Origin of the sequence: Nonomuraea sp. NPDC049758, assembly GCF_040674635.1 — a bacterium.
Classification (GTDB): domain Bacteria; phylum Actinomycetota; class Actinomycetes; order Streptosporangiales; family Streptosporangiaceae; genus Nonomuraea.
In genome coordinates this window covers 1-26,398 of the sequence record NZ_JBFAMZ010000040.1, presented here as the reverse complement: position 1 = coordinate 26,398, position 26,398 = coordinate 1, and the positions used below count along the sequence as shown (strand labels likewise).

The window sequence follows — 26,398 nt, the reverse complement described above, 5'->3', positions numbered from 1 at the left end:
GGGGCTCCTACGAACCGGAGGGCCAGGCGATCTGGGTGGAGGGGTAGTAGGCGATCCCCATGACGCGCCAGCGCGGGCCCTGCGCGCCCAGCCGCTGCCGGAACGCGGTCCAGTCGTGCGTGGCGGAAGGGGACCAGCCCAGTTCGGCGAGCGCGGGCAGGCGGGGGAAGGCCATGTACTCGAGGTCGGCCGACGTCCTGAGCGTCTCGGTCCACAGCGGCGCCTCGACGCCGAGCACCTGCTCGGGCGAGAGCCTTCTGAGGTAGGCGCCGGGATCCCAGCCGTAGGCGTCCTTGACCTCGATCGTGCCCGCCCAGGTCTGGCCGAGCGGGGTGCGCCGGTTGTACTTCATGTCCAGGTACGCACGGCTCGCCGGGGACATGACGACCTTCCGGCCCGCCGTCGAGACCGCCGTCTCGGTGGGGTCGCTGCCCCAGTACTGGACGATCGTGGAGGGCAGCGGGGTGGCGTTGACGACGTCGTGCCAGCCGACCACGGTCTTGCCGTGGGCGGCCACGATGCCCTGCGCCCGGTCGACGAACGCCCGGTAGTCGGCCGGCGTCGTCGAGGACGCCTCGTCCCCGCCGATGTGCAGGTACGGGCCGGGGGTGAGCGCGGCCAGCTCGCCGATCACCTGGTCCACGAAGGTGTAGGTGAGCTCCTTGGACGTGCACAGCGAGCTGAACCCGACGTCCGTGCCGGTGTAGCGCGGCGGGGCGACGCCGTCGCAGGTGAGCTCGCCGTAGGAGGCGAGGGCGGCGTTGGTGTGCCCCGGCATGTCGATCTCCGGGATGACGGTGATGTTGCGCGCGGCGGCGTAGGCGACGATCTCCTGGTACTGGGCCTTGGTGTAGAAGCCGCCGGGATCGCCGCCGACCGCCGTGCCGCCGCCGTAGGAGGCCAGCCGGGGCCAGGAGTCGATCGCGATGCGCCAGCCCTGGTCGTCGGACAGGTGCAGGTGCAGGCGGTTGATCTTGTAGAGCGCGATCTGGTCGAGGTACCGCTCGACCGCGTCCACCGGGAAGAAGTGCCTGGCCACGTCGAGCATCGCGCCCCGCCAGGGGTAGCGCGGCCGGTCCACGACCCGCCCGCCGGGCACCGGCCAGGGGCCCGGCTGCACCGTGCCGGCCTCGGCGGCGTACGGCAGCAGTTGCCGCAGCGTCTGCACGCCGTTGAACAGCCCGGCGGGCGCGTTGGCCAGCACGACGATCCCGGTGGCGGTCACGTCGAGCTGGTACGCCTCCTCCCCGCCGGCCACCGTGCCCAGCCGCAGCGCGATCCCGTCCGCCGGCGGGGCGGTCACGATCGGGACCGGGTAGCCGGTCGAGCGGCGCAACCGTCCGGCGAGCTGCTCGCCCACCTCGGGCGCGTCGGAGTACAGGGCCGTCGCGGCGGTGATCCGGTACGTCACCCCCGCCACCGGGACCGCGCTCACCGGAGCGGGCACGATCGCGCCGAAGGCGACGGCGGCCGCCGCCGTGGCACTGGGCGAGACGGTCACCGAGGCAGGGACCGACAGGGCGAGCAGGGTCGTCAGCACGACCGCAGCGGTGCGGATCTTCATGACCGCCTCCCGAGGGTTGCCCCCACCATACGGACGCGATCGCTGGTGGTAAAGAACCTTTCTAATCAAGAGTCTCGGTGGCGACGGTCCGGTAGCCGTTCCACACGAAGCGGGCCGTGGTCACCGCGTCGTCGCCGTCGCCGGTGATGAGCTGGTGGATGGCGATGCCGTCCAGCTCGCGGTATTCGCACCACTCGTGGTCGGAGGTGAGCACGAGGTCGAGCCCCAGGTTCACCAGCAGGTCGAAGACCTGGCCGCGGTTGGCCCGGTCGACGCCCACGAACACCTCGTCCAGCAGGATGAACCGGGGGCAGCCGGGGTCGGTGCGGTAGTGGGCGGCCACGGCGGCGAACAGCGGCAGGTGCAGGGCGATGGCCTTCTCGCCGCCGGACAGGGCTCCGTGCAGCTTCCTGGTCAGGTCCTGCCAGCCCTGGCCGTCGCCGCGGTCGAGGCGGACCACGAACCGGTGCCAGGACGTGTAGTCGAGCACCTTCATGAGCTGGTCCTCCCAGCCGGCCGAGGAGTTGTCGGCGCGCGCCTCCTCGACACGGTCCCTGAAGAAGGCGTACAGGGCCTCGCGGTCGGCCTCGCTCAGCCCGGCCGGGTCGCGCAGCAGCAGCTCGCGGGCCGCCCGGGTGGCCGGCGACTGGGTGGGATCGACCTGCCACACCAGGCGCACCGCGACCCCCGACGCCGTCCGGACGCGTTCGAGCCGCTGGTTCATGCCCTCCACCAGCGCGGCGGCCTGGCGGATGCGGTCGGCCAGGTGCCGCCGCGTGTCACCGGCGAGCGTGCGGTCGAACAGGTCGCGCTCGGCCTCGGTGATGTCGCCGCGCCGCTCGTCGCGCTCGCCGCGCAGCGCCCTGCCCAGCGCCGCCGCGCCCGCCCGCACCCCGCCGGCGGTGGCGGTCAGCACCTGGACGTCCTCGTCGGGGGCCAGTTCCAGCTCGGCGCGACCGGCCAGGACCTCCCTGGCGTGGTGGAAGGCGTCCCGCAGGCGGGCCTCGGCCTCCCTGACGGTCCGCTGCTCGTGCGGCACCGCGGCGAGCCGCCCGGCCACGTCCCCGGCCGCCTCCAGCACCGCCCGCACCCCGGCGTCGGGGGCGGGCCCGGCCGGCAGGCCGGCGTCGGCGGCCAGGTGGCCGGCCAGCAGGCGGCGCAGGCGTTCGCAGGCCGCCTCGCGGACGCGCCCGGCCTCGGCGTGCTTCTCCTCGGCCTGACCCAGCTCGCCCCTGAGCCGTCCGAGGCGGGCGTTGAGCTCGGCCGTGTCGTCGTGGATCGTCCGGATCAGGCGGCGGCAGCCCTGGTGGGCGATCTGGGCGTCCTGGAGCCGGCCGAGCAGGTCGAGGTCCTCGCCGCCGGCCGCGGGCTCGACGGCGGCCAGCTTCTCGGCCAGCACGACGGCCGCGTCGGCCGCCTCCTCGGCCCGTTCCATCGCCCGTACGGCCAGGTCCTGGTACTCGCGGGCGGTCTCGGCCGCCTGGCCGGCGCGTTCCCTGGCCGCGCGGGCGTCGCCGCGCCGGTCGTGCCAGACGGCGCCGGTGGTCTCGGCGGCGCGCAGGGCGGCCTCCAGCCGGTCGAGCGCGGGCCGGGCGGCGGGCAGGGCGTGCCGGGCGGCCAGCTCGGTGAGCCGGCGCAGTGACCTGCCCACCTCCTTCTCGCGCTCGTGCAGGCGCTGCTCGTGCGCGCGGAGCTGGTCCTCCAGCAGGGCGACCTTGCCCACGGCCGCGTCCAGCGCCCGCGCGGCGCCGTCGTACGGCCTCCGGTCGGGCCGTCGCCGCAGCTCGGCCGCGAGCGTGTCGCGGTCGCCGGCCAGCACCCTGAACAGGTGGTCGCACTCGGCGATCGTGCCGGCCAGGTCGGAGAGCCGGTCGTCCAGCTCGGCGACGCGGCGGCGCAGGGCGCGCTCGCGGGCGGCGTCGCCGATGTAGGAGGGCTCCGGCTTGACCCAGCGCCCGGCGGCCGGGCCGAGCCGCCAGGTGCCGTCGGCGCCGACGGCCGCCGGGTGGTCGAGGCCGAGCGCCGTGGGGGCGAAGGCGACGCCCGCGAGCACCCGCTCGGCCGAGACGGGCGCGCCCGGCTGGGCGGACAGCACGGCGGCCAGGCTGTGGCCGGGCGCGGGCCGGGCCAGGGCGGAGGCGGCGAAGGCGTCGTGCTCGCCGGGGTCCATGCCGCCGTCGGGCAGCAGCCACAGGTCGAGCAGGCCCGAGGCTTCGAGCGCCGCCTCGACGCCCGCCTGGGTGACCGGGTCGACGCCGGAGCGGAAGGCGAGCGCCCGCCACAGCGGCATGCCGGGCCGTCCGGAGCGGGAGGCGGGGCGGACGGGCGAGGGGGGCGGTTCCAGGGCGGTCCGGTCGGCCAGGCGTTCGCGTTCGCGGGCCAGTTCGGCGCGTTCGGCGTGCAGCCGGTCACGCAGGCCGGTCAGGTGGTGCTCGCGGGCGGCCAGCCGGACCGCGGCCGCCGTGCGCGCCGCGCCGACCAGCTCGTCGGCCTGGTCGGACCGGTCGGCGAGGCCGGCCAGCTCCTCGGGGTCGAGCCGGAGGTGGGCGCAGCCGCAGGCCCACTCCTCCAGGGCGGCGGCCAGGTCGCGGGCGCGCTCGTCGCGGGTCGCGGCGGCCTGGTCGTGGGCGGCGGTCGCGGCCGCCAGGTCGTCGCGGACGCGGTCGCGGTCGTGCTCGGCGGTGGTGCGGCGGCCGATCGCCTCCTCGTGCTCGACGGCCGCCGCCGCGACCTCGCGGATCTGGCCGGCGCGGCTGGTGACGGCGGCGCGCAGCAGCTCGCGGGCGCGGCGCACGGACTCCTCGCCGTCGTCACCGCGCTCCCCCTCGCCGCGGGCGCGGCGCACGGGCTCCTCGCCGTCGTCGCCCCGCTCCCCCTCGCCGGGGGCGACGGGCTGCGCGCCCGGCGAGGGGGAGCAGGGCTCGGCGACCGGGCGTTCGCACTCCAGGTGGACCGAGAGCAGCCCCGCGCGCTCGGCGGACCGGCGGGCCTCGGCGCGGGCGCGGTCGGCCAGGCCGGTGGCGGCGCGGGCGACGGCCGCCGCGCGCAGCGACAGCTCCTGCCTGGCCGACGCGCCGCGGGCCGCCGCCCCGGCCTGGTCGCGCAGCCGGGCCGCCGACTCGTGCGCCTCGCGCGCCTGCGTGCGCAGCCGGTGCAGGTCACGCCCGGACCGGTACGCCTCGCTCTCCTTCAGCCCGTCGATCTGCGCGGCCAGGGCCAGCTCCTGCGCCTCCTCCTCCGACAGCCGGACGGCCGCGGCGGCCAGCTCGTCGCCGGCCTGTTTGAGCGCCTCCCGTCCGGCCTTGACCTCGGCGGCGAGGGCGTCGACGACCTGCCCGGCGTCCAGGGCCGCGGCGGCGGCCGCGCGCAGCACCTTCTGGGCGTAGCCGCGCTGGACGTCGGCCAGCCGGTCGGCCTCCTGCACGTCGCGGTCGAGCAGGCGCAGCTCCTCGCGCTGCCGGTCGAGCCGCTCGAACCCGTCGGCGATCTCGTGGATCTCGCCCTCGCCGAGCGGCGGCAGGGCGCTGGACAGCAGGTCGGACAGCAGGCCGGGGTCGAGGCGTTCGGACAGTTTGGGGGTGCGCAGCTGGCGCAGCGCGGTGAGCAGGCAGTCGTAGCGCTGCTCGTTGAGCCCGGTGTAGAGGGTGCGGCGCACGAGGGCGCGGTAGGCGTCGGCGGACTCGTGGACCGTTCCGGCCTCGCCCAGTTCGTCGGCGAGCTGGGCCCTGGTCAGCGGCTGGCCGCCGTCGCCGGTGAGCCGGACGCCGCCGGGCAGGCCGACGCGGGATCCGGTGGTGAAGTAGGCGGCGGTGACGTTCTTGGTGTGGGCGGTGGCCTGGAGGCGGGCGCCGCAGGTGAACCAGCGGCCGTCGGCGTGCTGGAACTCCAGCCAGACGTAGCCGACGCGGGTGACGCCGCTCGCGCCCTCGCCCATGAGGTTCCAGTGCATGGTCCGCTCGGTGCCGCCGAACGTGGACAGCCTGCTGGGTTTGAGACTGGCGTCCAGCACGTACGGCAGCAGCAGTTCCAGCACCTTGGACTTGCCGCTGCCGTTGGGCCCGCGCAGCAGCAGCCTGCCCCGGTGGAACTCGAACACCTCGTCGTGGTAGCGCCACACGTTGAGGATCCCGGCGCGTACGGGCATCCAGCGCCGGTCCATGCCCGGGGCGGTGCGGGCGGGCGTGAGCTCGGTGACGGTCATGCGTCCTCCGTGTCGGCCGGGCCGCGATCGACCCGGTAGCGGGCTCCGGCGGGCAGGGCGGCCACCCGGTCGCCGGTACGGCGGGCCAGCCCGAACATGGCGAGCACCTCCAGCGCGTCGGCCGCGAGGCGGGGCGCGCCGCCGTCCGACTGGTAGGCCCTGGCCCACTGGGGGAAGCGCCGCAGCAGCTCGGCGGCCTCCTCGTCGAGGCGTCCGGCGGGCAGCGGACCGGCGGTGACCAGCAGGTCGAGCAGCAGCAGGGCGGCGACCTTGGCGGGGCCGCCGTCGTCGGGGAACCTCGTGTCGGTGGCGACGGCCTCGGTGTCGACGAGCAGCAGCCCCTCGGCGCGTTCCTCCAGCACGAACCCGGCCTCCTCGGCGGCCCTGCGGATCATCCGGCGGCCGGTGAGCGAGGCGGCGTAGGCGGCCTGGGCGGGGGTCAGCTCGTCGCGGTAGACGACGGGCTCGTCGAGCAGGCGGCGGATGACGGAGTGGCGGGCCCACAGGGCGCGCTGGGTCTCCGTGGGCTCGTCGCCGCCGTAACGGGCCTCCACGGTGAGCGCCACGGCGGGAGCCACGGTGGGAGCCGCGGGGTCGCCGGCCGCGCCGGGCAGGCGGGAGGGCGGGACGGGGGCGGCCAGCAGCCTGATCACGCGGGTGGTGTCCACGCGGTAGAGCACCTTGGCCTCCTCGTCACCGAGGTAGGCGTCGGTCGTGCCGTCGGTGGGGGTGATCGCGCCGTGCCGTTCGAGCAGTTCGAGCGCGTCGACGAAGGCGGCCCGCTCGTCGGCGCTGACCGGGTCGAACGGCGGCACGCCGGGCTCGACCGCCGCCGCCCGCGCCACCCGTCCGGCCAGCATGCCGATCGTGGTGACCGGCGCGGCGAGCAGTTCGGCCGCGCACAGGCACAGCAGCGTGTAGCGGCGACGGTCGAACGGCGGGCCGCCGGCGCGGCGGCGGGCCGGGCGGGTGGCCGTCGGCCGCGACCCGACCTTGACCAGGCGGGCGTAGCCCTCGCGGGGCTCCACGACCAGCCGCCAGCCGCAGAAGTAGTCGAACCACCGGGTCAGCGGCTCCCGCCGTTTCCTGATCACCGCGAAGGCGGCGGGCTCGTCGTCCGCCGTCAGGAACGGCCGGGCGAGGAGGGTCCTGATCGCGCGGGCGATCTCCTCCTTCTCCGCCCTGACGAGCTGGTTGGCCAGGCTGCTCATGCCCCTTCGGCCCTCCCGTGGTCGCGGGCGCCCCGGGAGCGCACGTCGAGCAGGTAGTCGGGGCCGCGGAACCAGCCCTCGGACGTGCGCAGCACCGCGACCGCGCCGTCGCCGGGGGCCCGCAGCACGACCTCGACCCGGCCGTCGGAGGTGACGGCCCGGCGCAGGCCGGTGGCGTCGGGACGGGCGGCCAGGGCCCGGCCCAGCAGGTCGAGCAGCCGGCCGAGGGTGTCGTGGTCGAGCGCGCCGAGCTGGGACAGCCGGACCGAGCCGGTGGTGGCCAGCGCCTGCCAGGCGGCCTCCAGCCCGGCGTGCTCCTTCTCGGCGCGGGCGCGGCGCTCGGCTTGCAGGGCGGCTACGTCGCGCACCCGTCCGGTACGGCCCATGCGCTCGGTCCGGCCCCGCGTGCGCAGCAGCGCCGAGACCGCCACCGGCCCGGCCTCCGCCCAGGGCGTCCCGGCCGGGACGAGCTCGGCGTCGGCGTGCCCGAGGTGGGCGTGCCGGGCGGGGCCGAGGCCGAAGGCGGCGTCCCAGAGGCGGTGGGCGTCGTCCTCGGCCGGCGCGGTGGCGAACCAGCGGGCCAGCGCCCGGAAGTCGGCGGCGGCGCCGGAGGCGGGGCGGCGGGCGGCGGTGACCCGGTCGAGCAGCCCGAGCAGGGTGACGATGGCCTCGCCCGCGACCTCCTGCAGGCGCCGCAACCGGGGCCCGCCCCCGCTCCCGGCACCGCCGCTCCCAGTGCCGCCGCTTCCGGTGCCGCCGTTCTCGGCGCCGCCCCTCTCGGGGACCGGGACGAGGTCGGGGTCGAACCACTGGCGCAGTTCGGCCCAGGCGGCGGCGCGGGCGGCCAGCCACGGCGTGGCCAGGTCGGTTCCGGGCATCCGGGGCAGGTCGGCGCCGGCCAGGGCCCGGGTGTGCAGGACGCCGACGCCCCGGGCGGCCACGCCGCGCAGCGCCCGCGCCGCCGTCTCGCCGCGCTGGTCCAACCCGGTCACGAACTCCTGGAGGTAGGCCACCGTGGCCGCCTCGGCCTCGTGGAACGTGCCAACCCCGGCGCCGTCGGCGCGCAGCAGCCGCCGCAGCTCGCCGTTGAGCCGCACGGTGTCGCGGCGCAGCCCGTCGAGGTGGCACTCCAGCTCCCGCAGGCAGGTGAACACCCTTCGGTCGCGGCCGGGGTCGGGGTCGGCCAGCAGCGCCTCCAGCTCCTCCAGCCGGTCGGCGACGGCGTCGAGCACGGCGGTGTGGAGCGCCCCCCGCGAGGCCGGTGTCGCCGTGGCCAGTGTCGCCGACGCCTGCCGCAGCCCGGCGTGGGCGGCCTCCCCCTGGGCGGTCAGGGCGTAGCGCAGGTTCCTGCGTTCGTACTCCTCGGCGGTCGCGAAGCCGGCGGCGTGGTCGAAGACGACCTCGACCAGCCGCCAGCCGGCGAGCTGCCGCAGCGCGCCGGTGAGGTCGTGGTCGCCGACGGGGGCGTACCAGCCGCGGTCGCGCAGCCGGTCGCGGACCTCGCCGGCGGTCAGCGCGGGCTCCAGGCGCTCGGCGGCGGCGCCGAGGACGTCGAGGAGGGCCGTGTGCAGATCCGCCCGCTCACTGGTGGCGAACCGGAACATCTCCGGCGGCACTCGTGGCAGCTCCGCCATCGCGCCGTTCTCCCCTCTCGCCGCGGTTTCACCGGAGCCACCGTAGTGGCAGAGACGGGCACCGCGGGGGCCGGTTTGCGAGCAGATGCCACGGGTATGGTCGCCGCGTTCGGCTGCCGGTGGCAGGCTGCGCGGTCCGCGCCCGGTACGGCGGCATTCGGGGAAGACGGGGGCCTGTGATGGCGGAGATCGAGGCGACGCGCGGGATGCCGGCCGACAGCATGATCGTGTTCGGGGTGGCGTCCGACGTCGAGCTGATGGACCGGTGGCTGCCGCAGGGGCTGTGGGTCGGCGACGGCGGGGCGGGCACCGTCGAGGCGGGCGGCGAGCTGGTGCCCGGCAGCGGGCGGCACGAGGGGCTGTTCCGCGCCCAGGAGGACCAGCTCCGGGTGGAGTGGGGCGGCCGCGACCACCCCGACTACGCGGGCTGGCTGCAGGTGTCCGACTCGGCGGCGGGCACGAGCGAGGTGACCGTGCACCTGTCGCTGCTCGACGAGCCCGCCTCCAGCGCCAGGGTCGGCGAGGTGCGCAAGCTGCTCGACCGCTCCCTCGACCGGCTGGCCGACGAGGTCACCCGCCGGGTCTCCGAGGGCGGCTGAACGGCGGGATTCTCGGGGAGCGAGGGACTCCGGCGCATGCCGGTGGCGCCTTCCGAGAACGGCAGAGGCCCGGCGGGCGGGCGGGGTGGGCCCGCCCCTCCGGGGTTCAGGCGTCCTCGCGCTCCGGGTTCTCCAGCCGGAAGAAGTTGCTCTGCTTGCCGTCCTTCTTGTGCTCCTGGTAGATGAAGTTCAGCTTCCGCTGGTCGAAGGTCTCGAACCACTCCTCCCAGCTGATCTCCGCCAGGTCGTTGCCGCCGTAGCCGGGGAAGTCGAAGCGGAGCACGCCCGCCCGGCCCTGGTGCTCGGTGCCGGGCACGGTCGCGGGCTTGGCGCCGCGCGCATGCGCCCATTCCTGGATCACGTCGTGGTCGGTGGTGACGAGGCTGCGGCCGGGCCGCTCCTCGTGCTCGTCGGTCGAGGTGACGTGCTGCTCGTATTTGTGCTCGCCCTCGACGGGACGGTTCTGCTTCGACATGGCGGCCTGTTCCCCCTGGTAGTCGTGCGGATGACCTGCTCGATACCCAGCCCGGCGCGCTTCTTGCAAATGATCTGTGCCACCACGCTTAAAGGGGCTCGCAAGGTATTCCCGTCAACTTTTGATTATGCGACGTTTAATCACGATTCTTTCCCCCGTACTCGCAGGTCTGATCGCCGCGGCCGGTCTGTCCGGCACTGCAAACGCGGCTGCGAACGGCGGGCTCAACGCTTATTACGGTCAGCGTCTGGCCTGGTCGGGGTGCGGCAGCGGGTTCCAGTGCGCGAAATTGACGGTGCCCCTCGACTATGCGAAGCCCGGCGGCCGGCGGATCGGGATCGCCATGGTCCGGCTGCCCGCGACCGGCCGGCGGATCGGCTCGATCGTGCTGAACTTCGGCGGTCCGGGCGGCGCCGGCACGACCATCCTGAAGGCCGACAAGACCGTCATGTCGGCCGCCGTCCGGCAGCACTTCGACGTGGTCAGCTTCGACCCGCGCGGCGTGGGCGCCTCCGCCCCCGTGCGCTGCCTGTCCCCCCTCGGCCTGGACGCCTACTTCGCCGCCGACCCCACCCCCGACAACGCGGCCGAGGTCAAGCGGGCCAAGGCGTGGATGAAGATCTTCGCTCAGGGCTGCGCGACCAACTCCGGCAAGCAGCTGCTCGCGCACGTCGGCACCGGCGAGGTCGCCCGCGACCTGGACGTGATGCGGGCCGCCCTGGGCGAGGCCCGCCTGACCTACTTCGGCTTCTCCTACGGCACCTACCTGGGCGCCCGCTACGCCGACCTGTTCCCCACCCGGATCCGCGCCATGGTGCTCGACGGCGCCGAGGACCCCGGCCAGACGCTCGCCGAGTTCGGCGCGGCGCAGGAGCGGGGGTTCCGGCTGGCCCGCGAGTCGTTCCTGCGCGACTGCTTCAGGGCCGGGGACTGCCCGTTCCCCAGGCACACCGTCGCCGCCGCGACCAGGCGGCTGGAGGCGCTCTACAAGCGGGCCGACCGGGCGCCGCTGCGCAACGACGGCGACAGCAGGCAGGTCAACGAGGCCATCCTGCGCGCGGGCGTCAACCAGGCCATGTACGCCAAGGACAGCTGGCCCTACCTGCGCCAGGCGCTCACCCTCGCCTTCAAGGGCGACGGCACGGCCATGCTCGCCCTGGCCGACGTCAACCACGGACGCCGTCCCGACGGCAGCTACGACAACAGCAGCGAGGCGCTGACGGCCGTCAACTGCCTGGACCATCCCGAGCAGCGCTGCGCGTACTGGCCGGTCAAGGGCAAGGGGTTCACCAGGAAGGTGCGCGCCCACGGGTCGCCGCCGATCGTGGTGGTGGGCACGACGCGTGACCCGGCCACGCCGTACGAGCTGGCCAGGCGGCTGGCCGGGCAGTTGGAGCACGGCGTGCTGCTGACCCACGACGGCGACGGGCACACGGCGTACAAGGGGAGCTCGTCCTGCCTGGACCGGCAGATCGACCGGTACGTGATCACGGCCCGCGCGCCGCGCCCGGGAGCCTGCGCGCAGGTCTGAGGCCGTGGGCCCCGGTCCCTCACCCGCTCATGGGCGGGTGAGGGACTGGTGACGTTCGGGTCAACCCTGGCCGCGCCTGCGCGGCGGGGCACGACCGGGCGGGAGAGATTGGGCGGACGTAGCCGGAAATTCCCGCCCGAGGAGCCCATGGAGTCGCTGCTGGTCCTGCACGCGCTCGCGGCGGTCTGCGCTCCCTGGCTGGCCCGGCGCATGGGACGGGCCTCCTTCCTGCTGCTGGCCGTGGCGCCCGGCGCCGGCTTCGCGTACACGGTGTGGCTGGGGGTGCGGGGGCTGCCGGCGCGGGAGGACACCCGCTGGGCGCCCGCGCTCGGGCTGGAGCTGTCCTTCCGGGCCGACACGCTGACCCTGCTGATGATGGCGCTGGTCACCGGCGTGGGCGTGCTGGTCCTGGTCTACAGCGTGCGCTACTTCCCGGCCGGCGACGACGGGCTGGGCCGCTACGGCGGCGCGATGGCCGCCTTCGCCGGGTCGATGCTGGGGCTGGTCACGGCCGACAACCTGCTCCTGCTGTACGTCTTCTGGGAGCTGACCACCGTCTTCTCCTACCTGCTGATCGGCTACGACCCGGAGAGCCGGGCGGGCCGGCGGGCCGCGATGAAGGCGCTGACGGTGACCACGCTGGGCGGGCTGGCGATGCTGGCCGGGTTCGTGGTGGTCGGGCAGGCGGCGGGCACGTACGCGCTGTCGGGGGTCCTCGCCCGGCCGCCGCAGGCGGGCCCGCTGGCCGCCGGGCTGGTGCTGGTGCTGGCCGGGGCGCTGTCGAAGTCGGCGATCTTCCCGTTCAGCACGTGGCTGCCGGCCGCGATGGCGGCGCCGACGCCGGTGTCGGCGTACCTGCACGCGGCGGCCATGGTCAAGGCCGGGGTGTACCTGGTGGCCAGGCTCGGGCCGGCGTTCGGGGACGTGCCGCTGTGGCGGGCGGTCGCGGTGCCGCTCGGCTTGCTGACGATGCTGCTGGGCGGCTGGCGGGCGCTGCGCGAGACGGACCTGAAACGGCTGCTGGCCTACGGCACGGTCAGCCAGCTCGGTTTCCTGATCACGCTGTTCGGCTCGGGCACCCGGGGCGCGGCGCTGGCCGGGGTGGGCATGCTGGCCGCGCACGCGCTGTTCAAGGCCGCGCTGTTCCTGGTCGTGGGCGTCGTCGACCATGCGACCGGCACCCGTGAGCTGCGCGAGCTGAGCGGGGTCGGCCGGTCGATGCCGTGGGTGTGCGCTGCCGCGGTGCTGGCGGGGGCGTCGATGGCGGGGCTGCCGCCGTTCGCGGGGTTCGCCGGCAAGGAGGCGGCGCTGGAGGCGCTGCTGGACCGGCCGCTCGTGCTGGCGGGGGTGGTGGCGGGGTCGGCGCTGACGGCGGCGTACACGCTGCGGTTCCTGTGGGGGGCCTTCGCCGCCAAGCCGGGCGTGCCGGACACGCCGGCGCACCGGACGGCGGCGGCCATGTTCGCGCCCGCCGCGCTGCTGGCGGTGCTCGGCCTGGCGCTGGCGCCCTTCGCCTCCTGGTACGGGGGCGCGATGTCGGGCTACACCGGCACCTTCCGCGACCCCGGCCACGCCACGCACCTGGCGATCTGGGCCGGGCCGTCCCCCGCGCTGCTGCTGTCGGCCGTGGCGCTGGCGGCCGGGGTGCTGCTGTTCCTGGCCAGGGAGCCGGTGGCCAGGGCGGGCGCGGCGCTGCACGTGCTGGACTCGACGCAGCTCTTCTGGGCGCTCGTCCGCCGGCTGGACCGGTTCGCCGTGCAGGCCACGGGCTTCGTCCAGCGCGGTTCGCTGCCCGACTACCTGCTGCTCACGCTGGCCGCCACGACCGGCGTCGGCGTGTTCGCCGTCGCCTACGGCGGCGTGCCGCACCTGGACGTGCCGGTCGTCGCCTGGGAGCGCGTGGAGCAGCCGGTGCTGGCGGTCCTGATCACCGCGTCGGCGGCGCTGGCGCTGTTCGCCCGCGCCTACATCCTGCTGGCCGTGGTCGTCGGCGTCATCGGGTACGGCACCGCGCTGCTGTTCCTCGCGCACGGCTCGCCCGACCTGGCGCTGACCCAGTTCCTGGCCGAGACGCTGGCCCTGGTGGTGTTCGCCCTGGTGCTGCGGCGGCTGCCGGTGACCCCGGTCAGGGCGCGGCTGCCGCGGCTGTTCCGGTTCGGGCTCGGGCTGGCCGTGGGGGTGGTGGTGACCGGGGCGGGCATGCTGGCCACCGGCGCGCGGAGCACCTGGGCCGTCGGGTCGCTGATGCCCGCCGCGGCGCGCGAGGCGGGGGCGCGCAACATCGTCAGCGCGATCATCCTGGACATCCGGGCCTGGGACACGATGGGCGAGAGCACGGTGCTGGTCGTGCTGACGCTGGGTGTGACGAGCCTGGTGTTCCTGCGGCGCAGGACGTACCAGATCGAGCGGGACGACCGCGGCCGGGTGCCCGCCGAGCGCACGCACTGGTTGTCCTCGACGCTGCCGCGCGGCCAGCGGGCCGTGGCCTTCGAGGTGGCGGCCCGGCTGACCTTCCACACGGTGCTGGTGCTCTCGGTGTTCCTGCTGTTCGTCGGGCACAGCGGGGTCGGCGGCGGGTTCGCCGGCGGCATCGTGGCCGGGCTGGCGATCACCGTGCGTTACCTGGCCGGCGGCCGGTACGAGCTGGCCGCGGCGGTCCCGGTGCACGCGGGCGTGCTGATGGGCGCCGGGCTGACCCTGTCGACCGGCACGGCGCTGGCCGGGCTGCTGTTCGGACGGGCGGCGCTGGACATGCTGGCGGCCGACGTGCACCTGCCGCTGGTCGGCAGCCTGCACGTGTCCACGGGCCTGCTGTTCGACCTCGGCGTGTACGTCTCGGTCACCGGCATGGTCCAGGACGTGCTGCGCGGCCTCGGCGCCGAGCTGGACCGGCAGATCGAGGAGAGCGCGTGACGATCTCCCTGGCGCCGTTCCTGTGCTGCTGCGTGATGATCACGACCGGTGTGACGCTGCTGCTGGAGCGGAGCCTGGTGCGGGTGCTGGCCGGGGTGGTCGTGCTGGGCAACGGCGTGAACCTGCTGATCGTCACCGCGGGCGGGAACGCCGGCGGGCCGCCCATCCTGGGCAGCACGCCGGTGGCGGACATGGCCGATCCGCTGCCGCAGGCGATGGTGCTCACCGCCATCGTGATCACCCTGGGCGTGACGGCGTTCGTGCTGGCCATGGTGCACCGGTCGTGGCAGCTCACCGGCAGCGACGAGGTCCAGGACGACACCGAGGACCGGCGCGTGCGGCTGCGCGCCAGGCGCGGCGAGCTGAGCCACGCCCTGCGCACCCGGCAGGACGCCTACCGGCGGCTGGTCGTGGAGCAGCGGGCGGAGCTGGCCCGGCTGGAGGCCGAGCAGGCCGAGCGGGAGCGGCTGCAGGAGGCCGACCTGGAACGGCGGATCGCCCGCGTGCACACCGAGCTGGAGGAGTGGATGCGCACCCGGATGGCCGAGGGGCTGTCGGAGGAGGAGCTGCAAAGCGGCTTCGAGGAGGCCGGGCAGCGGGACGTGCCGGACGAGGAGGCCACGGCCGGTGACAACGCCGAGCGCATCGACGAGCTGCGCCGCGAGCACACCCGGCGGCGGGCCGAGCAGGCGGCCGGCGAGAAGGAGCTGCGCCAGCGGATCAAGGCCAGGCAGCGCGACGCCCGCAGGCAGATGCGCTCGGCCATCCGCGAGGAGCGGGCCCGCCAGGCCCTCGCCAACGACCCCGAACTGGAGGGCGACGACTAGTGGCAGGCAGGGGCGGGGCCCGTGGGTGACCTGGTCGAGCTGCGCGGGCTGGTGTGCGTGCCGGTGCTGCTGCCGCTGCTGGCGGCCGGGATCAAGCTGGCGATCGGCGGCCGGCTGCGGCACCTGCAGTCGGCCATCAGCCTCACCACGCTGGGCATCTCGCTGGCGGTGTCGGTGCTGCTGCTCGCGCACGCCGACACGCACGGCCCACTGGTGACCGAGCTGGGCGGCTGGGCCTCGCCGGTCGGGATCTGCCTGGTGGCCGACCGGCTCTCGACGCTGGTGCTGGTGGTGTCGTCGGCGGTGACGCTCTGCGTGATGGTGTACTCGATCGCCAACGCCTACGACGAGGCCGAGCACGACGCGCCGATGGCGATCTTCCATCCGGCGTTCCTGGTCATGGTGGCGGGCGTGGCGGACGCGTTCCTGTCCGGTGACCTGTTCAACCTGTTCGTCGCGTTCGAGATGCTGCTGAGCGGCTCGTACGTGCTGCTGACCTTCGGCGGGACCGAGTCCAGGATGCGGGCGGGGGCCACGTACACGCTGATGGCGCTGGCGTCGTCGATGTTGTTCCTGATCGCGCTGGCGGTGACCTACGGCGCGACGGGCACGTTGTCGATGGCGCAGCTCGCCGAGCGCTTCGGCACGCTGCCCGAGCAGGTCAAGCTGCTGGTCGAGCTGACGCTGCTGCTGGCGTTCGCGATCAAGGCGGCGATCTTCCCGGTGTCGGCGTGGCTGCCGGACTCCTACCCGACCGCGCCCGCGCCGGCCACGGCCGTGTTCGCCGGGCTGCTCACGAAGGTCGGCGTGTACGCGATCATCCGGCTGGAGGCGCTGCTGTTCCCCGGCGGGCCGGTCTCCACGCTGCTGATGGCGGTGGCGCTGGCCACGATGCTGGCCGGCGTGCTGGGCGCGGTGGCGCAGACCGACATCAAGCGCATGTTGTCCTTCACGCTGGTCAGCCACATCGGCTACATGGTGTTCGGGGTGGCGCTGTCGACGGTGGCGGGCCTGGCGGGCGCGGTGTTCTACATCGTCCACCACATCACCGTGCAGACGAGCCTGTTCCTGGTGACGGGGCTGATCGAGCGGCGCACCGGCACCACGTCGGTCAACCGGCTGGGCGGGCTGATGAGGAGCGCGCCGGTGCTGGGCGTGCTGTTCTTCGTGCCCGCGATGAACCTGTCGGGCATCCCGCCGATGTCGGGGTTCCTGGGCAAGCTGCTGCTGGTGCAGGCGGGCCTGGACAAGGGCGGCCCGGCGGCGCTCGTGCTGGTGGCGGGCGGGCTGCTGACGAGCCTGCTGACGCTGTACGCGATCGCCAAGACGTGGGGCAAGGCGTTCTGGCGCGCGCCGCGCGAGGAGCGGCTGGGCCAGGTGATGGAGAGCGAGGAGGCGACGGGTGAGGAGCCGGTGGTGACGACGACGGCGCTGCCGCCCGTGCTGCTGGGCGCGACGGCGGCGCTGGTGGCGCTGGGGCTGTCGTTCACGGTGCTGGCCGGGCCGCTGGCGGCGCTGACGCAGCGGGTGGCCACGGAGCTGAGCGAGCGGCAGACGTACATCACCGCGGTGCTGGGGACGCGGCGGTGAGCGCGGGCCTGCTCGCGCCGCGGCTGTTCGGCCGGCGGGTGCCGCTGCCCCTGGTGGCCTGGCTGACGCTGGTGTGGGTGACGTTGTGGGGCGAGCTGTCGGCGGGGAACGTGCTGGGCGGCCTGGCGACCGCGCTGGTGGTGACGTGGCTGCTGCCGCTGCCCGTCCTGGACCCGGGGATCAGGGTGCGGCCGCTGCCGCTGGCGCGGTTCCTGCTGTGGTTCGGGTGGGACATGCTGCTCTCGACCGTGCGGGTGGTGGCGTGGGTGGTGCGGCCCGGCGATCCGCCCACGCAGCTGGTCCTGGTGCGGCTGCGCACGTCGTCGGAGTCGATGACCGTGATGATCATGGTGGCGTTGTCCACGATGCCGGGGAGCCTGGTGGTGGAGGCGTACATGGACAGGAGAGAGCTGATGCTGCACGTGCTCGGGCTGGCCGGAGAGGGCGTCCCGGACGCGGTCCGCAGGGACCTGGCCGGGCTGGAGTCGCGCATCGTGGCCGCGTTCGGCACCCGCGCGGACCTGGAGGAGCTGCGGTGAGCGCGGTGTACCTGGTGACGATCGCGCTGCTGGGCGGCGGGGCGGCGGCCGCGTTGTGGCGGGTGGGGCGCGGGCCGTCGATGCTGGACCGCGCCGTCGCCCTCGACGTGCTGACGTCGCTGGCGATGTGCGCGGTCGGGCTGTTCGCGGTGGTCAGGGACGACTACTCCGACCTGCCGGTGCTCCAGGTGCTGTCGTTGCTGGGGTTCGTGGGCTCGGTGTCGCTGGCCCGGTTCTTCCCCGGGCGGTCGGGGTGAGCGTGATGGAGATCGCGGCCGCGGTCTGCCTGGTGCTCGGGGCCGTGCTGGCGTTGTCGGCGGGCGCCGGGCTGGTGCGCTTCCGCACGACGCTGGACCGGATGCACGCCGGCACCAAGCCGCAGGTGCTCGGCGTGCTGCTGGTGCTGGCCGCGATGTGGCTGCACCGGCCCACCTGGTGGAACGCCGGGCCGCTGCTGATCGTGGGGGCCTCGCAGGTGATCACGGTGTCGGTGGCGGCGTACATGGTGGGGCGCGCGGCCTACTCGCGTCAGTCGTCGCGGGACGAGACCGAGATGCCGCCCTCGGAGGAGGACTGATCGCCCCTGCGGTCGAGGGCGGGCTGGCCGAACCAGGTCCAGGCGGCCAGCCCGGCCAGGATGCCGGCGGTGATCCAGGCCAGCGTGGAGTGGAACAGGTAGTCGATCACCAGCATGGTGGCCGTGGTCATCGACACCACCAGGGCGAGCGCTCCTAACAGGCCGTAGGTGTTGGACCGGCGTACCAGCCTCTCCTTGTGGCCCTGCCGGAACAGCACGCGGTGCTGGGCGGTCGGCGCGATGTAGCAGATCGACGCGACGGCGGCGCTGACCAGCGCGGCGAAGTAGAGCCAGCGGTCGGTCTGGTCGAGCTTGACGAAGCCGGGCGAGAAGGGGACGGTCAGCAGGAACGCGAACAGCACCTGCACGCCGGTCACCGCGACGCGGGCGCCCTGCAGCAGTTCGACGAAGTTGCGGTCGGCGCGTTCCTCGTGCGACTCGTTCTTCACTCGGCCTCCTTGTCGGATGTTCCCCTCTTCCTTGGCGGAGGCCGGTCGAAACATGGATGGCGAGATCAGGTGAGGATCTTGGCGGGGGTGATGGGCAGATCGCGCACCCGCCGGCCGGTGGCGTGGTGAACGGCGTTGCCGATCGCGGCGGCGGTGCCCACGATGCCGATCTCGCCGATGCCCTTGGAGCCCATCGGGTTGAGCAGGCCGTCCTGCTCGTCGATCCAGACGGCCTCGATCGCCGGCACGTCGGCGCAGGCTGGCACGTGGTACTGGGCCAGGTCGCGGTGCAGGAAGCCGCCGAACTCGTCGTCGGTCAGCGTCTCCTCCATCAGCGCCATGCCCATGCCCATGGTCATGCCGCCGACGAACTGCGACCTGGCCAGCCTGGCGTCCAGGATGCGGCCGGCGGCGAACACGCCGAGCAGGCGCGACAGGCGGATCTCGCCCGTCACGGAGCTGACCCTGACCTCGGCGAACTGGGCGCCGAAGGCGTGCCTGGCCAGCTCCTCGTCGGCCTTGACCTCCTCGGTGGTGTCGGCGGACCCCTCGCCGCCGTCGGCCCGCAGCGCCTCGCAGGCCCGTACGACGGCCGAGCCCCACGACGCCGTGCCCATCGAGCCGCCCGCGACGGGGGCGGCAGGCAGGTCGCTGTCGCCGAGCTCGACGTGCACCCGGTCGGGGGCGACGCCGAGGCAGTCGGCCGCGATCCTGGTGAGCACGGTCCGGGCGCCGGTGCCGATGTCGGCGGCGGCCACCCGGATGACGAAGTCGCCGTCGCGCACGGTCGCGGTGGCCTGCGACGGGCCGCGCCTGGCCGGGTAGGTGGAGGCGGCCACGCCGGTGCCGACCAGCCACTCCCCCTCGCGCCGCACGCCGGGCGCCGGATCGCGGCGGTCCCAGCCGAAGCGGCGGGCGCCCTCGCGCAGGCAGGTCACCAGGCTGCGGGAGCTGAAGGGCAGCCCGCCGTCCGGCTCGGTCGTGGGCTCGTTGCGGATGCGCAGCTCGACGGGGTCGATCCCGGCCGCCTCGGCCAGCTCGTCCATCGCCGACTCCAGAGCGTACATGCCGGGGCACTCGCCGGGGGCGCGCATCCAGGACGGGGTGGCGACGTCGAGGCGGACGAGCCGGTGCGCGGTGCGCAGCGCGGGCGTGGCGTACATGACGCGGCCGGGGGTGGCGGCCTGCTCGGCGAACTCGACGATCCTGCTGGTCTGCACGTACGCCGTGTGCTCGACCGCGGTGAGCCGGCCGTCGGCGTCCGCGCCGAGCCGCAGCCGCTGGACGGTGGGCGTGCGGTAGCCGGTGAGGTCGAACATCTGCTGCCGGGTGAAGACGACCTTGACCGGACGGCCGGCGGCCCGGGCGGCCAGGGCGGCGAGCACGGCGTTCGGCCTGGTGGTGCCCTTGGAGCCGAACCCGCCGCCGACGTGCCTGGACACCACGCGCACCCGCTCGGCGGGCAGGCCGAGGGTCTTGGCGATGCTGTCCCGGTCGCCGCTGGCGCCCTGGGTCGAGTCGTAGACCAGCAGCCGGCCGTCGTCGGCCCACACGGCCACCGCGGCGTGCGGCTCCATCGCGTTGTTGTGCAGGGGCGGCGTCGTGTACGTCACGTCCACGGCGGACGCGGCGGCGGCCAGCCCGGCCTCCACGTCGCCCTTGCCGGTGTCGGGCGGCAGGTTCGGGTTGACCTTCTCGGGCCGGTAGAGGTCCGGGTGGTCGGCGCGCAGCCGCACGTCGTGGGCCTGCGGCTCATAGGCGACGCGGACGGCGTCGGCGGCGGCGCGGGCCTGGTCGTAGGTGCCGGCGACGACGGCGGCCACGAGCTGACCCCGGTAGACGACGTCCCGGGAGCGGAACAGCGCCAGCTCGGGGTCGGCGTCCTCGGCCAGGCCGGGCGGGTCCTCGACGGACAGCACGGCCAGCACGCCCGGCATGGCCAGCGCCTGCCCGGCGTCCACCCCGGTCACCCGGCCCCTGGCGACCGTGGACTGCACCGGGTAGCAGTAGGCGACGCCCTCGACCGGGTACTCGGCGGCGTACGTGGCCAGCCCCGTGACCTTGACGCGCCCCTCGATGCGGTTCACGGCGTCAGCTCCTCCAGCGTGCGGACGATCAGGTTGCGCGCCAGCGGCAGCTTGTACGCGTTGCGCGGCAGCGGGCGGGCCTGGTCGAGCTCGGCCTCGGCGGCCCGCAGGTACGCCTCCCCCGTGGCGGGGCCGCCGATGATCTCCCGTTCGGCGCGTTCGGCCCGCCAGGGCGCGTGGGCCACGCCGCCGAGCGCGATGCGGCAGCCGGTCACCACGCCGTCCCAGCGCACGTCGAGCACGGCGGCGATGGACACCAGGGCGAACGCGAACGAGGCCCGCTCGCGCACCTTGCGGTAGAGGGAGGCGCCCGGCGGCGGCGCGGGCAGCTCGACGGCGGTGATCAGCATGCCGGGTTCGAGCACGGTGTCGCGCTCCGGCGCGTCGCCGGGCAGGCGGTGCAGGCCGGGCATGGGGATGATCCGGTCGCCGGCCGGGCCGGTGACGTGCACCTCGGCATCGAGCGCGGCCAGCGCCACGGCCATGTCCGAGGGGTGGGTGGCCACGCAGGCGTCCGAGGCGCCGAGCACGGCCAGGTTGCCGTGGTCGCCCTCGATCGCGGGGCAGCCGGTGCCGGGCTCGCGCTTGTTGCACGGCCTGGTGACGTCCTGGAAGTAGGGGCAGCGGGTGCGTTGCAGCAGGTTGCCGGCCACCGTGGCCATGTTCCTGACCTGGCCGGAGGCGCCGGTCAGCACGGCCCTGGCGAGCATCGGGTAGCGGGCGCGGACGAGCGGGTCGGCCGCCAGGTCGCTGTTGCGCACGGCCGCGCCGATCCGCAGCCGGTCGCGTACGGGCTCGACGGCGTCCAGCGGCAGGCGGCTGACGTCCACGAGGTGGTCGGGGGCGGCCACGCCGAGGCGCATGAGGTCGACCAGGTTGGTGCCGCCGCCCAGGTACATCGTGCCGGGGCCGTACCGGCCGACCGCGTCGGACGGGCTCTGGGCGCGGACGTAGTCGAACGGCTTCACCGGGCCACCTCGCCGATCGCGGCCACGATGCCGGGATAGGCGCCGCACCGGCACAGGTTGCCGCTCATGCGTTCCCTGATCTCCTCGGGCGTCAGGGCCGGGTCGAGGAGGAGGTCGGCGGTGACGGCGCTCGGACCGGGCTCGCCCAGCATGCCGACCGCCGAGCAGAGCTGGCCGGGCGTGCAGTAGCCGCACTGGAAGGCGTCGTGCTCGATGAACGCGGCCTGCAGCGGATGCAGTTGCTCGCCCGAGGCCAGCCCCTCGACGGTGACGATCTCGCTGCCGTCCACCGCCACGGCCAGCGCCAGGCAGGAGTTGGCCCGGCGGCCGTCGATGAGCACCGTGCACGCGCCGCACTGGCCGTGGTCGCAGCCCTTCTTGGAGCCGGTCAGGCCGAGCCGTTCGCGCAGCAGGTCGAGCAAGGAGATCCTGGGGTCGACGGCCACGGTGTGCGGCACGCCGTTCACCTGCAGGGTGATGTCCATAGGCGCTCGCCTACCCGGCCACCGCCGGAGGCAACCACGGGCTCGGACATCTCGGGGTAAAGGTGACGGGGTCCAGGTGTCGGGGCGCGGGCGGCGGGTAGCCGGGGAGAGGATCGGGCCGCGGAGGGGTGCATGGGGCGAGCGTTCGACGAGCAGGTGGCGGAGTCCGAGGCGGTGCTCACCGTCAACGCGGGCTCGTCGAGCCTGCGCCTCGACCTCGTGCAGGGCGGCTGCGTGCTGGACAGCGCGCACGCCGAGCGGGCCGCGGACCCCGGCTCGGCGCGCGAGGAGCTGGCGGCGTTCCTGGGCGGCCACTTCGACCGCGACATCCGCGCGGTGGCGCACCGGCTGGTGCACGGCGGCGACGTCGTCCGCGCGCCCACGGTCGCCGACGACGAGACCGTCGAGGCGCTGCGCGGCGTCGTGAGCCTGGCGCCGCTGCACCTGCCGCCCGCGCTGGCGCTGCTGGAGGCGGCCCGCGAGCAGCTTCCCGCCGTGCCGCACGTGCTCTGCCCCGACACGGCCTTCCACGCCGGCCTGCCCGACGCCGCCGCGGTCTACGCCCTGCCGCGCGAGTGGCGCGACCGGTACGGCCTGCGCCGCTACGGCTTCCACGGCCTGTCCTACGCCTGGACCGCCGAACGGGTGGCCGAGCTGCTCGGCCGGCCGCTCGCCGACCTGGAGCTGGTGCTGACCCACCTGGGCGGCGGCTCGTCGGTGTGCGCGGTGTCGGGCGGGCGCAGCCTGGACACCTCGATGGGGTTCACCCCGCTGGACGGCGTCCCGATGAGCAAGCGCTCGGGCAGCGTCGATCCCGGGATGCTGATGTGGCTGCTGTCGCAGGGCCACCTGTCGGCCGACGAGCTGGGCGAGGGCCTGCAACGCCGGTCCGGGCTGCTCGGGCTGTCCGGCGGCCGCTCGGGCGACACCCGCGAGCTGGTCGAGGCCGAACGCGCCGGCGACGCCGAGGCCGCCCTGGCCCTGGAGGTGTTCTGCCACCGGGTGAGCCGGGAGATCGCCGCCGCCGCCACGTCGCTGTCCAGGATCGACGCCCTGGTGTTCACCGGCGAGATCGGCTGGGACCAGCCCGAGGTGCGCGAGGCGGTCTGCCGCCGTCTCGGGCTGCTCGGCGTCGAGCCGCCCGAGTCCGGCAACCGGCACGACGACGGCCTGGTCAGCGGGCCGGGCGCCGCCGTGCCCGTCCTGGTCGTCCAGGTGCGCGAGGAGCTCCAGCTCGCCCGCGAATGCCTGGGCGTCTTCCGGCCGGCAGAGGAGGACGGCTATGGATGACGTCACCCGCTCGGCGCTGCGGCTGTCGGGCGAGCAGGATCTCGACCCGCTGCTCGACCGCGTCGGCGAGGCCGGTCTCGTGCTGATCGGCGAGGCCAGTCACGGCACCCACGACTTCTACACCTGGCGGGCCGCGCTCACCCGCCGCCTGATCGCCGAGAAGGGCTTCGGGTTCGTCGCCGTCGAGGGCGACTGGCCCGACTGCGAGCGCGTCCACCACGCGGTCACCCGCGACGGCGAGGACCCCTTCGACGCCCTGTACGCCTACCAGCGCTGGCCCGCGTTCATGTGGGCCAACGAGGAGGTCGCCGAGTTCTGCCGCTGGCTGCGCCGCTGGAACGCGGCCCTGCCGCCGGGCGAGCGCGTCGGCTTCCACGGCCTCGACGTCTACAGCCTCTGGGAGTCCCTGCGCGCCGTGCGCCGCTACGCCGCCGACCACCTGCCCGACCAGCTCGGCACAGTGATGGAGGCCCTGTACTGCTTCGAGTCCTACGGCCACGACCCGCAGCGGTACGGCCTGGAGACCCGCCTGGTCCCCGACTCCTGCGAGACCGAGGTCGTGGAGCTGCTCAGGGCGGTCGTGGCGGCCGTGCCCGCCGACGAGGACGGCTTCGAGGCCCGGCAGAACGCCGAGGTCGTGGCCGGGGCCGAGAACTACTACCGGACCATGGTCGGCGGCGGCCCCGGCTCGTGGAACGTCAGGGACGTGCACATGGCCGACACCCTGGACCGGCTGACCGCCTTCTACGGGACCAAGGGCGTGGTGTGGGCGCACAACACGCACGTCGGCGACGCCCGCGCCACCGACATGGCCGCCGCCGGCATGACCAACCTCGGCCAGCTGGCCCGCGAGCGGCACGGCGAGGACGTCGTCCTGGTCGGCTTCGGCGGCTACCGGGGGACGGTCGTGGCCGGGGCGAGCTGGGGCACGCGGGCGCACGTCATGCCCGTCCCGCCGGCCCGGCCCGGATCGCTGGAGGCGCTGCTGCACGACGCGCTCGGCGGCGAGCGGGCCCTGTTCGTGACGCCCCGGCGGCCCCGTCCGCGCTGGTTCGACCAGCCGCTGGACCACCGCGCGATCGGCGTCGTCTACCGGCCGGAACGCGAGAAGTGGGGCAACTACGTGCCCACCGCGCTCGGCGACCGCTACGACGCCTTCATCTGGCTGGACGTCACCGAGGCCCTGCACCCGCTGCACGCCGAGCCGTGGGACGACGTCGAGCCGGAGACCTATCCCAGCGCCATGTGACGGACTGTCGGTGGCAGATGGTTTGATCGCTGCTGTGGAGGCCTCGGTCGAGCAGCTCGTCTACGTCAGGGACGACGAATACACCGTCGCGCGCATGAGCGCCGAGGGCGTGCCCGACTTCGTGGCCACCGGCCGGGCGCTGTCGGGCGCGCAGCCGGGCGAGACGCTCCGGCTGACCGGCGACTGGAGCCACCACGCGCGCCACGGCAGGCGGTTCGCGGTGGCCGGGTGCGAGCGGGTGGTGCCCGCCACGGTCCGGGCGATCCGCGTCTATCTGGGGTCGGGGCTGATCCGCGGCATCGGGCCGCGGCTGGCGTACGCGATCGTCGACCACTTCGGCGAGGAGACGCTCAAGGTCATCGACGCCGAGCCGGGGCGGCTGACCGAGGTCGTCAACATCGGGCCGCTGCGGCAGGCGCAGATCGTCCAGGCGTGGCAGGAGCAGAAGGCCATCGCCGCGCTGATGGTGACGTTGCAGGGGCTGGGCGTCAGCCCGCTGCTCGCGGCCAAGATCCACCAGGTGTTCGGCGGCGAGGCCGAGGAGGTCCTGGCCACCGACCCCTACCGGCTGATCGGCCGGGTCAGGGGCATCGCCTTCCGCGTCGCCGACCGCATCGCGCTGCAGCGGGGGGTGCCCGAGCGCAGCCCGCAGCGGATCAAGGCGGCGCTGCTCGACCGGCTGGAGTCGGCGGCGGTGCGCGACGGCCACTGCTTCGTGCCGGTGCCCCATCTGGTGGCGCGGGCGGCCGAGCTGATCGAGCTCGACCCCGAGGCGGTCGGGCCGATGATCGACGCGCTGGTGGCCGAGCGGCGGGTGGTGGTCGAGGCCGACGACGAGCAGCCGGGGCGGGCGGTGGCCTACGCCAAACACGTGCACGCCCGCGAGCGGCAGCTCACCGAGCAGCTCACCCGGCTCCTGCGGGCCCGCTCCACGCTGCCGCTGCGCTCCTACCGCGAGGACGAGACCCTCCACGACGACCAGCGCGCGGCCGTCAACATGGCGCTGACCTGCACCGTCTCGATCATCACCGGCGGGCCCGGCTGCGGCAAGAGTCACACGGTCAGGGCGGTGGCCGCCACGGTCAGGGCGTCCGGCGGCACGGTCACGCTCACGGCCCCCACCGGCAAGGCGGCCAAACGCCTGTCGGAGCTGACCGGCATGCCCGCCATGACCATCCACCGCATGCTCGCCCACCAGCCCGACCCCGACCCGTCCACGCTGTTCGAGGAGGCGCCCGCGCAGGCCGACCTGATCGTGGTCGACGAGGCGTCGATGCTCGACCTCCACCTCGCCACCCGGCTCACGGCGGCCGTCCAGCCGGGCAGCCACCTGCTGCTCATCGGCGACAGCGACCAGCTTCCCAGCATCGGCGCCGGCGACGTGCTGGCCGACCTGCTGCGGGTTGAGGCGATCCCGCGGGTGCGGCTCACCCACGTCTTCCGCCAGGCGAGCGGCAGCGGCATCGTCGAGGCCGCCCACCTCATCCGGGCCGGCCGCATGCCGGCGACGCCGGGGCGCGGCGGGTTCTGGTTCGAGGAGCTCGACGATCCGGCGCGGGTGGCCGAGCGGGTGGCCCATCTGGCCATGGAGGCTATCCCCCGCAAACAGGGCGTGCCGCCCGAGCAGGTGCAGGTGTTGTGCCCGATGCGCAAGGGCGAGACGGGCGCGGTCACGCTGGGCCGGCTGCTGCAGGACCGGCTCAACCCGGCGGCCGACGACAAGCCCGAGCACTGGTCGGGGGCGTCGGTGTTCCGGGTGGGCGACCGGGTCATGCCCATCCGCAACAACTACGACAAGGGCGTCTTCAACGGGGAGACCGCCACGGTCACCGCCGTGCTGCCGCAGGACCGCGTGGTCGAGGTCCGCACCGACGACGGCGAGACCGTCCAGTACGGGTTCGGCGAGCTCGACGACCTCACCCACGCCTACGCGATCAGCGTGCACCGCTCGCAGGGCAGCGAGTACCCGTTCGTGGTGGCGCCGATCGTGGCCGAGGCGGGCGGGATCATGTTGCGGCGCAAGCTGCTGTACACGCTGGTGACCCGGGCCAAGGCGTGGGTCGTGCTGGTGGGGCAGCGCGAGGCGCTGGAGCTGGCCGTCCACCGGGTGGGCCGCCCCCGCAACACCGGCCTGCCCCGCCGCCTGACCCAGAGCCTCTCGGCCTGACCCCGGCCCCGGCCCCGGCCCCGGCCGGGGCCGGGGCCGGGG

Annotated in this window: 20 protein-coding genes; 11 read left to right on the top strand and 9 right to left on the bottom strand. The window is 74.7% G+C overall.

The window, feature by feature from the left end; genetic code table 11:
• Positions 1-7: 7 nt before the first annotated feature.
• The 4 genes from AB0J46_RS49630 to AB0J46_RS49615 all read right to left on the bottom strand — a co-directional run bounded on the left by AB0J46_RS49630 (position 8) and on the right by AB0J46_RS49615 (position 8,610).
• A complete protein-coding gene (locus tag AB0J46_RS49630; RefSeq protein WP_364343724.1) occupies positions 8-1,564 on the bottom strand; it encodes a beta-N-acetylhexosaminidase in 1,557 nt (518 codons plus the stop codon).
• A 61-nt stretch (positions 1,565-1,625) separates the two neighbouring features.
• Positions 1,626-5,765 (bottom strand): TIGR02680 family protein, encoded by a 4,140-nt coding sequence (locus AB0J46_RS49625; RefSeq protein WP_364343721.1) that lies wholly within the window; start codon positions 5,763-5,765, stop codon positions 1,626-1,628.
• Complete coding sequence (locus AB0J46_RS49620) at positions 5,762-6,976, bottom strand: TIGR02678 family protein (protein WP_364343718.1); 1,215 nt, start codon at positions 6,974-6,976, stop codon at positions 5,762-5,764. Before AB0J46_RS49620 ends, AB0J46_RS49625 begins: the two co-directional genes overlap by 4 nt.
• A complete protein-coding gene (locus AB0J46_RS49615) occupies positions 6,973-8,610 on the bottom strand; it encodes a TIGR02677 family protein (RefSeq protein WP_364343715.1) in 1,638 nt (545 codons plus the stop codon). Before AB0J46_RS49615 ends, AB0J46_RS49620 begins: the two co-directional genes overlap by 4 nt.
• Positions 8,611-8,789: 179 nt before the next feature.
• Here AB0J46_RS49615 and AB0J46_RS49610 point away from each other — a divergent pair, with 179 nt between their 5' ends.
• Positions 8,790-9,209: an SRPBCC family protein gene (locus AB0J46_RS49610; protein WP_364343712.1), complete on the top strand. Its 420-nt coding sequence runs from the start codon at positions 8,790-8,792 to the stop codon at positions 9,207-9,209.
• A 106-nt stretch (positions 9,210-9,315) separates the two neighbouring features.
• Here AB0J46_RS49610 and AB0J46_RS49605 read toward each other — a convergent pair whose 3' ends face one another.
• Positions 9,316-9,684 (bottom strand): hypothetical protein, encoded by a 369-nt coding sequence (locus AB0J46_RS49605; RefSeq protein ID WP_364343709.1) that lies wholly within the window; start codon positions 9,682-9,684, stop codon positions 9,316-9,318.
• Positions 9,685-9,979: 295 nt separating this feature from the next.
• Between AB0J46_RS49605 and AB0J46_RS49600 the strand changes: the two genes are divergently transcribed.
• The 7 genes from AB0J46_RS49600 to AB0J46_RS49570 all read left to right on the top strand — a co-directional run bounded on the left by AB0J46_RS49600 (position 9,980) and on the right by AB0J46_RS49570 (position 17,661).
• Positions 9,980-11,215, top strand: a complete 1,236-nt coding sequence (locus tag AB0J46_RS49600; protein WP_364343706.1) for an alpha/beta hydrolase — start codon at positions 9,980-9,982, stop codon at positions 11,213-11,215.
• A gap of 147 nt (positions 11,216-11,362) precedes the next feature.
• Positions 11,363-14,128 (top strand): Na+/H+ antiporter subunit A, encoded by a 2,766-nt coding sequence (locus AB0J46_RS49595; protein WP_364343703.1) that lies wholly within the window; start codon positions 11,363-11,365, stop codon positions 14,126-14,128.
• Positions 14,125-14,955, top strand: coding sequence for a Na(+)/H(+) antiporter subunit C (locus AB0J46_RS49590; RefSeq protein WP_364343700.1), 831 nt, complete (start codon positions 14,125-14,127; stop codon positions 14,953-14,955). Before AB0J46_RS49595 ends, AB0J46_RS49590 begins: the two co-directional genes overlap by 4 nt.
• A 21-nt stretch (positions 14,956-14,976) precedes the next feature.
• Positions 14,977-16,545 carry a Na+/H+ antiporter subunit D gene (locus AB0J46_RS49585; protein ID WP_364343697.1) on the top strand — a complete coding sequence of 523 codons (1,569 nt, stop codon included), beginning with the start codon at positions 14,977-14,979 and terminating at the stop codon, positions 16,543-16,545.
• On the top strand, positions 16,542-17,084 hold the full coding sequence (locus tag AB0J46_RS49580) for a Na+/H+ antiporter subunit E (RefSeq protein WP_364343694.1): 543 nt from the start codon (positions 16,542-16,544) through the stop codon (positions 17,082-17,084). Before AB0J46_RS49585 ends, AB0J46_RS49580 begins: the two co-directional genes overlap by 4 nt.
• Positions 17,081-17,341, top strand: a complete 261-nt coding sequence (locus tag AB0J46_RS49575; RefSeq protein WP_352351365.1) for a monovalent cation/H+ antiporter complex subunit F — start codon at positions 17,081-17,083, stop codon at positions 17,339-17,341. The genes AB0J46_RS49580 and AB0J46_RS49575 overlap by 4 nt, the downstream gene beginning before the upstream one ends.
• A 5-nt stretch (positions 17,342-17,346) precedes the next feature.
• The gene (locus tag AB0J46_RS49570; protein WP_364343691.1) at positions 17,347-17,661 is read left to right on the top strand and encodes a monovalent cation/H(+) antiporter subunit G; all 315 of its coding nucleotides are present in this window, start codon (positions 17,347-17,349) and stop codon (positions 17,659-17,661) included.
• On the opposite strand, the gene AB0J46_RS49565 is transcribed toward AB0J46_RS49570, so the two are convergent.
• The 4 genes from AB0J46_RS49565 to AB0J46_RS49550 all read right to left on the bottom strand — a co-directional run bounded on the left by AB0J46_RS49565 (position 17,613) and on the right by AB0J46_RS49550 (position 21,650).
• The gene (locus tag AB0J46_RS49565; protein ID WP_364343688.1) at positions 17,613-18,110 is read right to left on the bottom strand and encodes a DUF6328 family protein; all 498 of its coding nucleotides are present in this window, start codon (positions 18,108-18,110) and stop codon (positions 17,613-17,615) included. The two genes, AB0J46_RS49570 and AB0J46_RS49565, sit on opposite strands and share 49 nt — an antisense overlap.
• Positions 18,111-18,175: 65 nt before the next feature.
• The gene (locus AB0J46_RS49560; protein WP_364343685.1) at positions 18,176-20,197 is read right to left on the bottom strand and encodes a xanthine dehydrogenase family protein molybdopterin-binding subunit; all 2,022 of its coding nucleotides are present in this window, start codon (positions 20,195-20,197) and stop codon (positions 18,176-18,178) included.
• Positions 20,194-21,165, bottom strand: coding sequence for a xanthine dehydrogenase family protein subunit M (locus AB0J46_RS49555; protein ID WP_364343682.1), 972 nt, complete (start codon positions 21,163-21,165; stop codon positions 20,194-20,196). Before AB0J46_RS49555 ends, AB0J46_RS49560 begins: the two co-directional genes overlap by 4 nt.
• The gene (locus tag AB0J46_RS49550; protein ID WP_357977060.1) at positions 21,162-21,650 is read right to left on the bottom strand and encodes a 2Fe-2S iron-sulfur cluster-binding protein; all 489 of its coding nucleotides are present in this window, start codon (positions 21,648-21,650) and stop codon (positions 21,162-21,164) included. Before AB0J46_RS49550 ends, AB0J46_RS49555 begins: the two co-directional genes overlap by 4 nt.
• A gap of 132 nt (positions 21,651-21,782) precedes the next feature.
• Between AB0J46_RS49550 and AB0J46_RS49545 the strand changes: the two genes are divergently transcribed.
• From AB0J46_RS49545 to AB0J46_RS49535, 3 genes are read left to right on the top strand one after another with little or no spacing between them, the layout of a single operon-like run.
• Positions 21,783-22,940, top strand: coding sequence for an acetate/propionate family kinase (locus tag AB0J46_RS49545; RefSeq protein ID WP_364343679.1), 1,158 nt, complete (start codon positions 21,783-21,785; stop codon positions 22,938-22,940).
• Positions 22,933-24,189, top strand: coding sequence for an erythromycin esterase family protein (locus tag AB0J46_RS49540; protein WP_364343676.1), 1,257 nt, complete (start codon positions 22,933-22,935; stop codon positions 24,187-24,189). Before AB0J46_RS49545 ends, AB0J46_RS49540 begins: the two co-directional genes overlap by 8 nt.
• A gap of 34 nt (positions 24,190-24,223) precedes the next feature.
• Positions 24,224-26,356, top strand: a complete 2,133-nt coding sequence (locus AB0J46_RS49535) for an ATP-dependent RecD-like DNA helicase (protein ID WP_364343673.1) — start codon at positions 24,224-24,226, stop codon at positions 26,354-26,356.
• The last annotated feature ends 42 nt before the right edge of the window (positions 26,357-26,398 follow it).

Bases quoted from the DNA above. Each gene is read 5' to 3' on its own strand.
- AB0J46_RS49630 (WP_364343724.1), bottom strand. From the start codon at position 1,564: ATGAAGATCCGCACCGCTGCGGTCGTGCTGACGACCCTGCTCGCCCTG.
- AB0J46_RS49625 (WP_364343721.1), bottom strand. From the start codon at position 5,765: ATGACCGTCACCGAGCTCACGCCCGCCCGCACCGCCCCGGGCATGGAC.
- AB0J46_RS49620 (WP_364343718.1), bottom strand. From the start codon at position 6,976: ATGAGCAGCCTGGCCAACCAGCTCGTCAGGGCGGAGAAGGAGGAGATC.
- AB0J46_RS49615 (WP_364343715.1), bottom strand. From the start codon at position 8,610: ATGGCGGAGCTGCCACGAGTGCCGCCGGAGATGTTCCGGTTCGCCACC.
- AB0J46_RS49610 (WP_364343712.1), top strand. From the start codon at position 8,790: ATGGCGGAGATCGAGGCGACGCGCGGGATGCCGGCCGACAGCATGATC.
- AB0J46_RS49605 (WP_364343709.1), bottom strand. From the start codon at position 9,684: ATGTCGAAGCAGAACCGTCCCGTCGAGGGCGAGCACAAATACGAGCAG.
- AB0J46_RS49595 (WP_364343703.1), top strand. From the start codon at position 11,363: ATGGAGTCGCTGCTGGTCCTGCACGCGCTCGCGGCGGTCTGCGCTCCC.
- AB0J46_RS49570 (WP_364343691.1), top strand. From the start codon at position 17,347: ATGGAGATCGCGGCCGCGGTCTGCCTGGTGCTCGGGGCCGTGCTGGCG.
- AB0J46_RS49550 (WP_357977060.1), bottom strand. From the start codon at position 21,650: ATGGACATCACCCTGCAGGTGAACGGCGTGCCGCACACCGTGGCCGTC.
- AB0J46_RS49545 (WP_364343679.1), top strand. From the start codon at position 21,783: ATGGGGCGAGCGTTCGACGAGCAGGTGGCGGAGTCCGAGGCGGTGCTC.
- AB0J46_RS49540 (WP_364343676.1), top strand. From the start codon at position 22,933: ATGGATGACGTCACCCGCTCGGCGCTGCGGCTGTCGGGCGAGCAGGAT.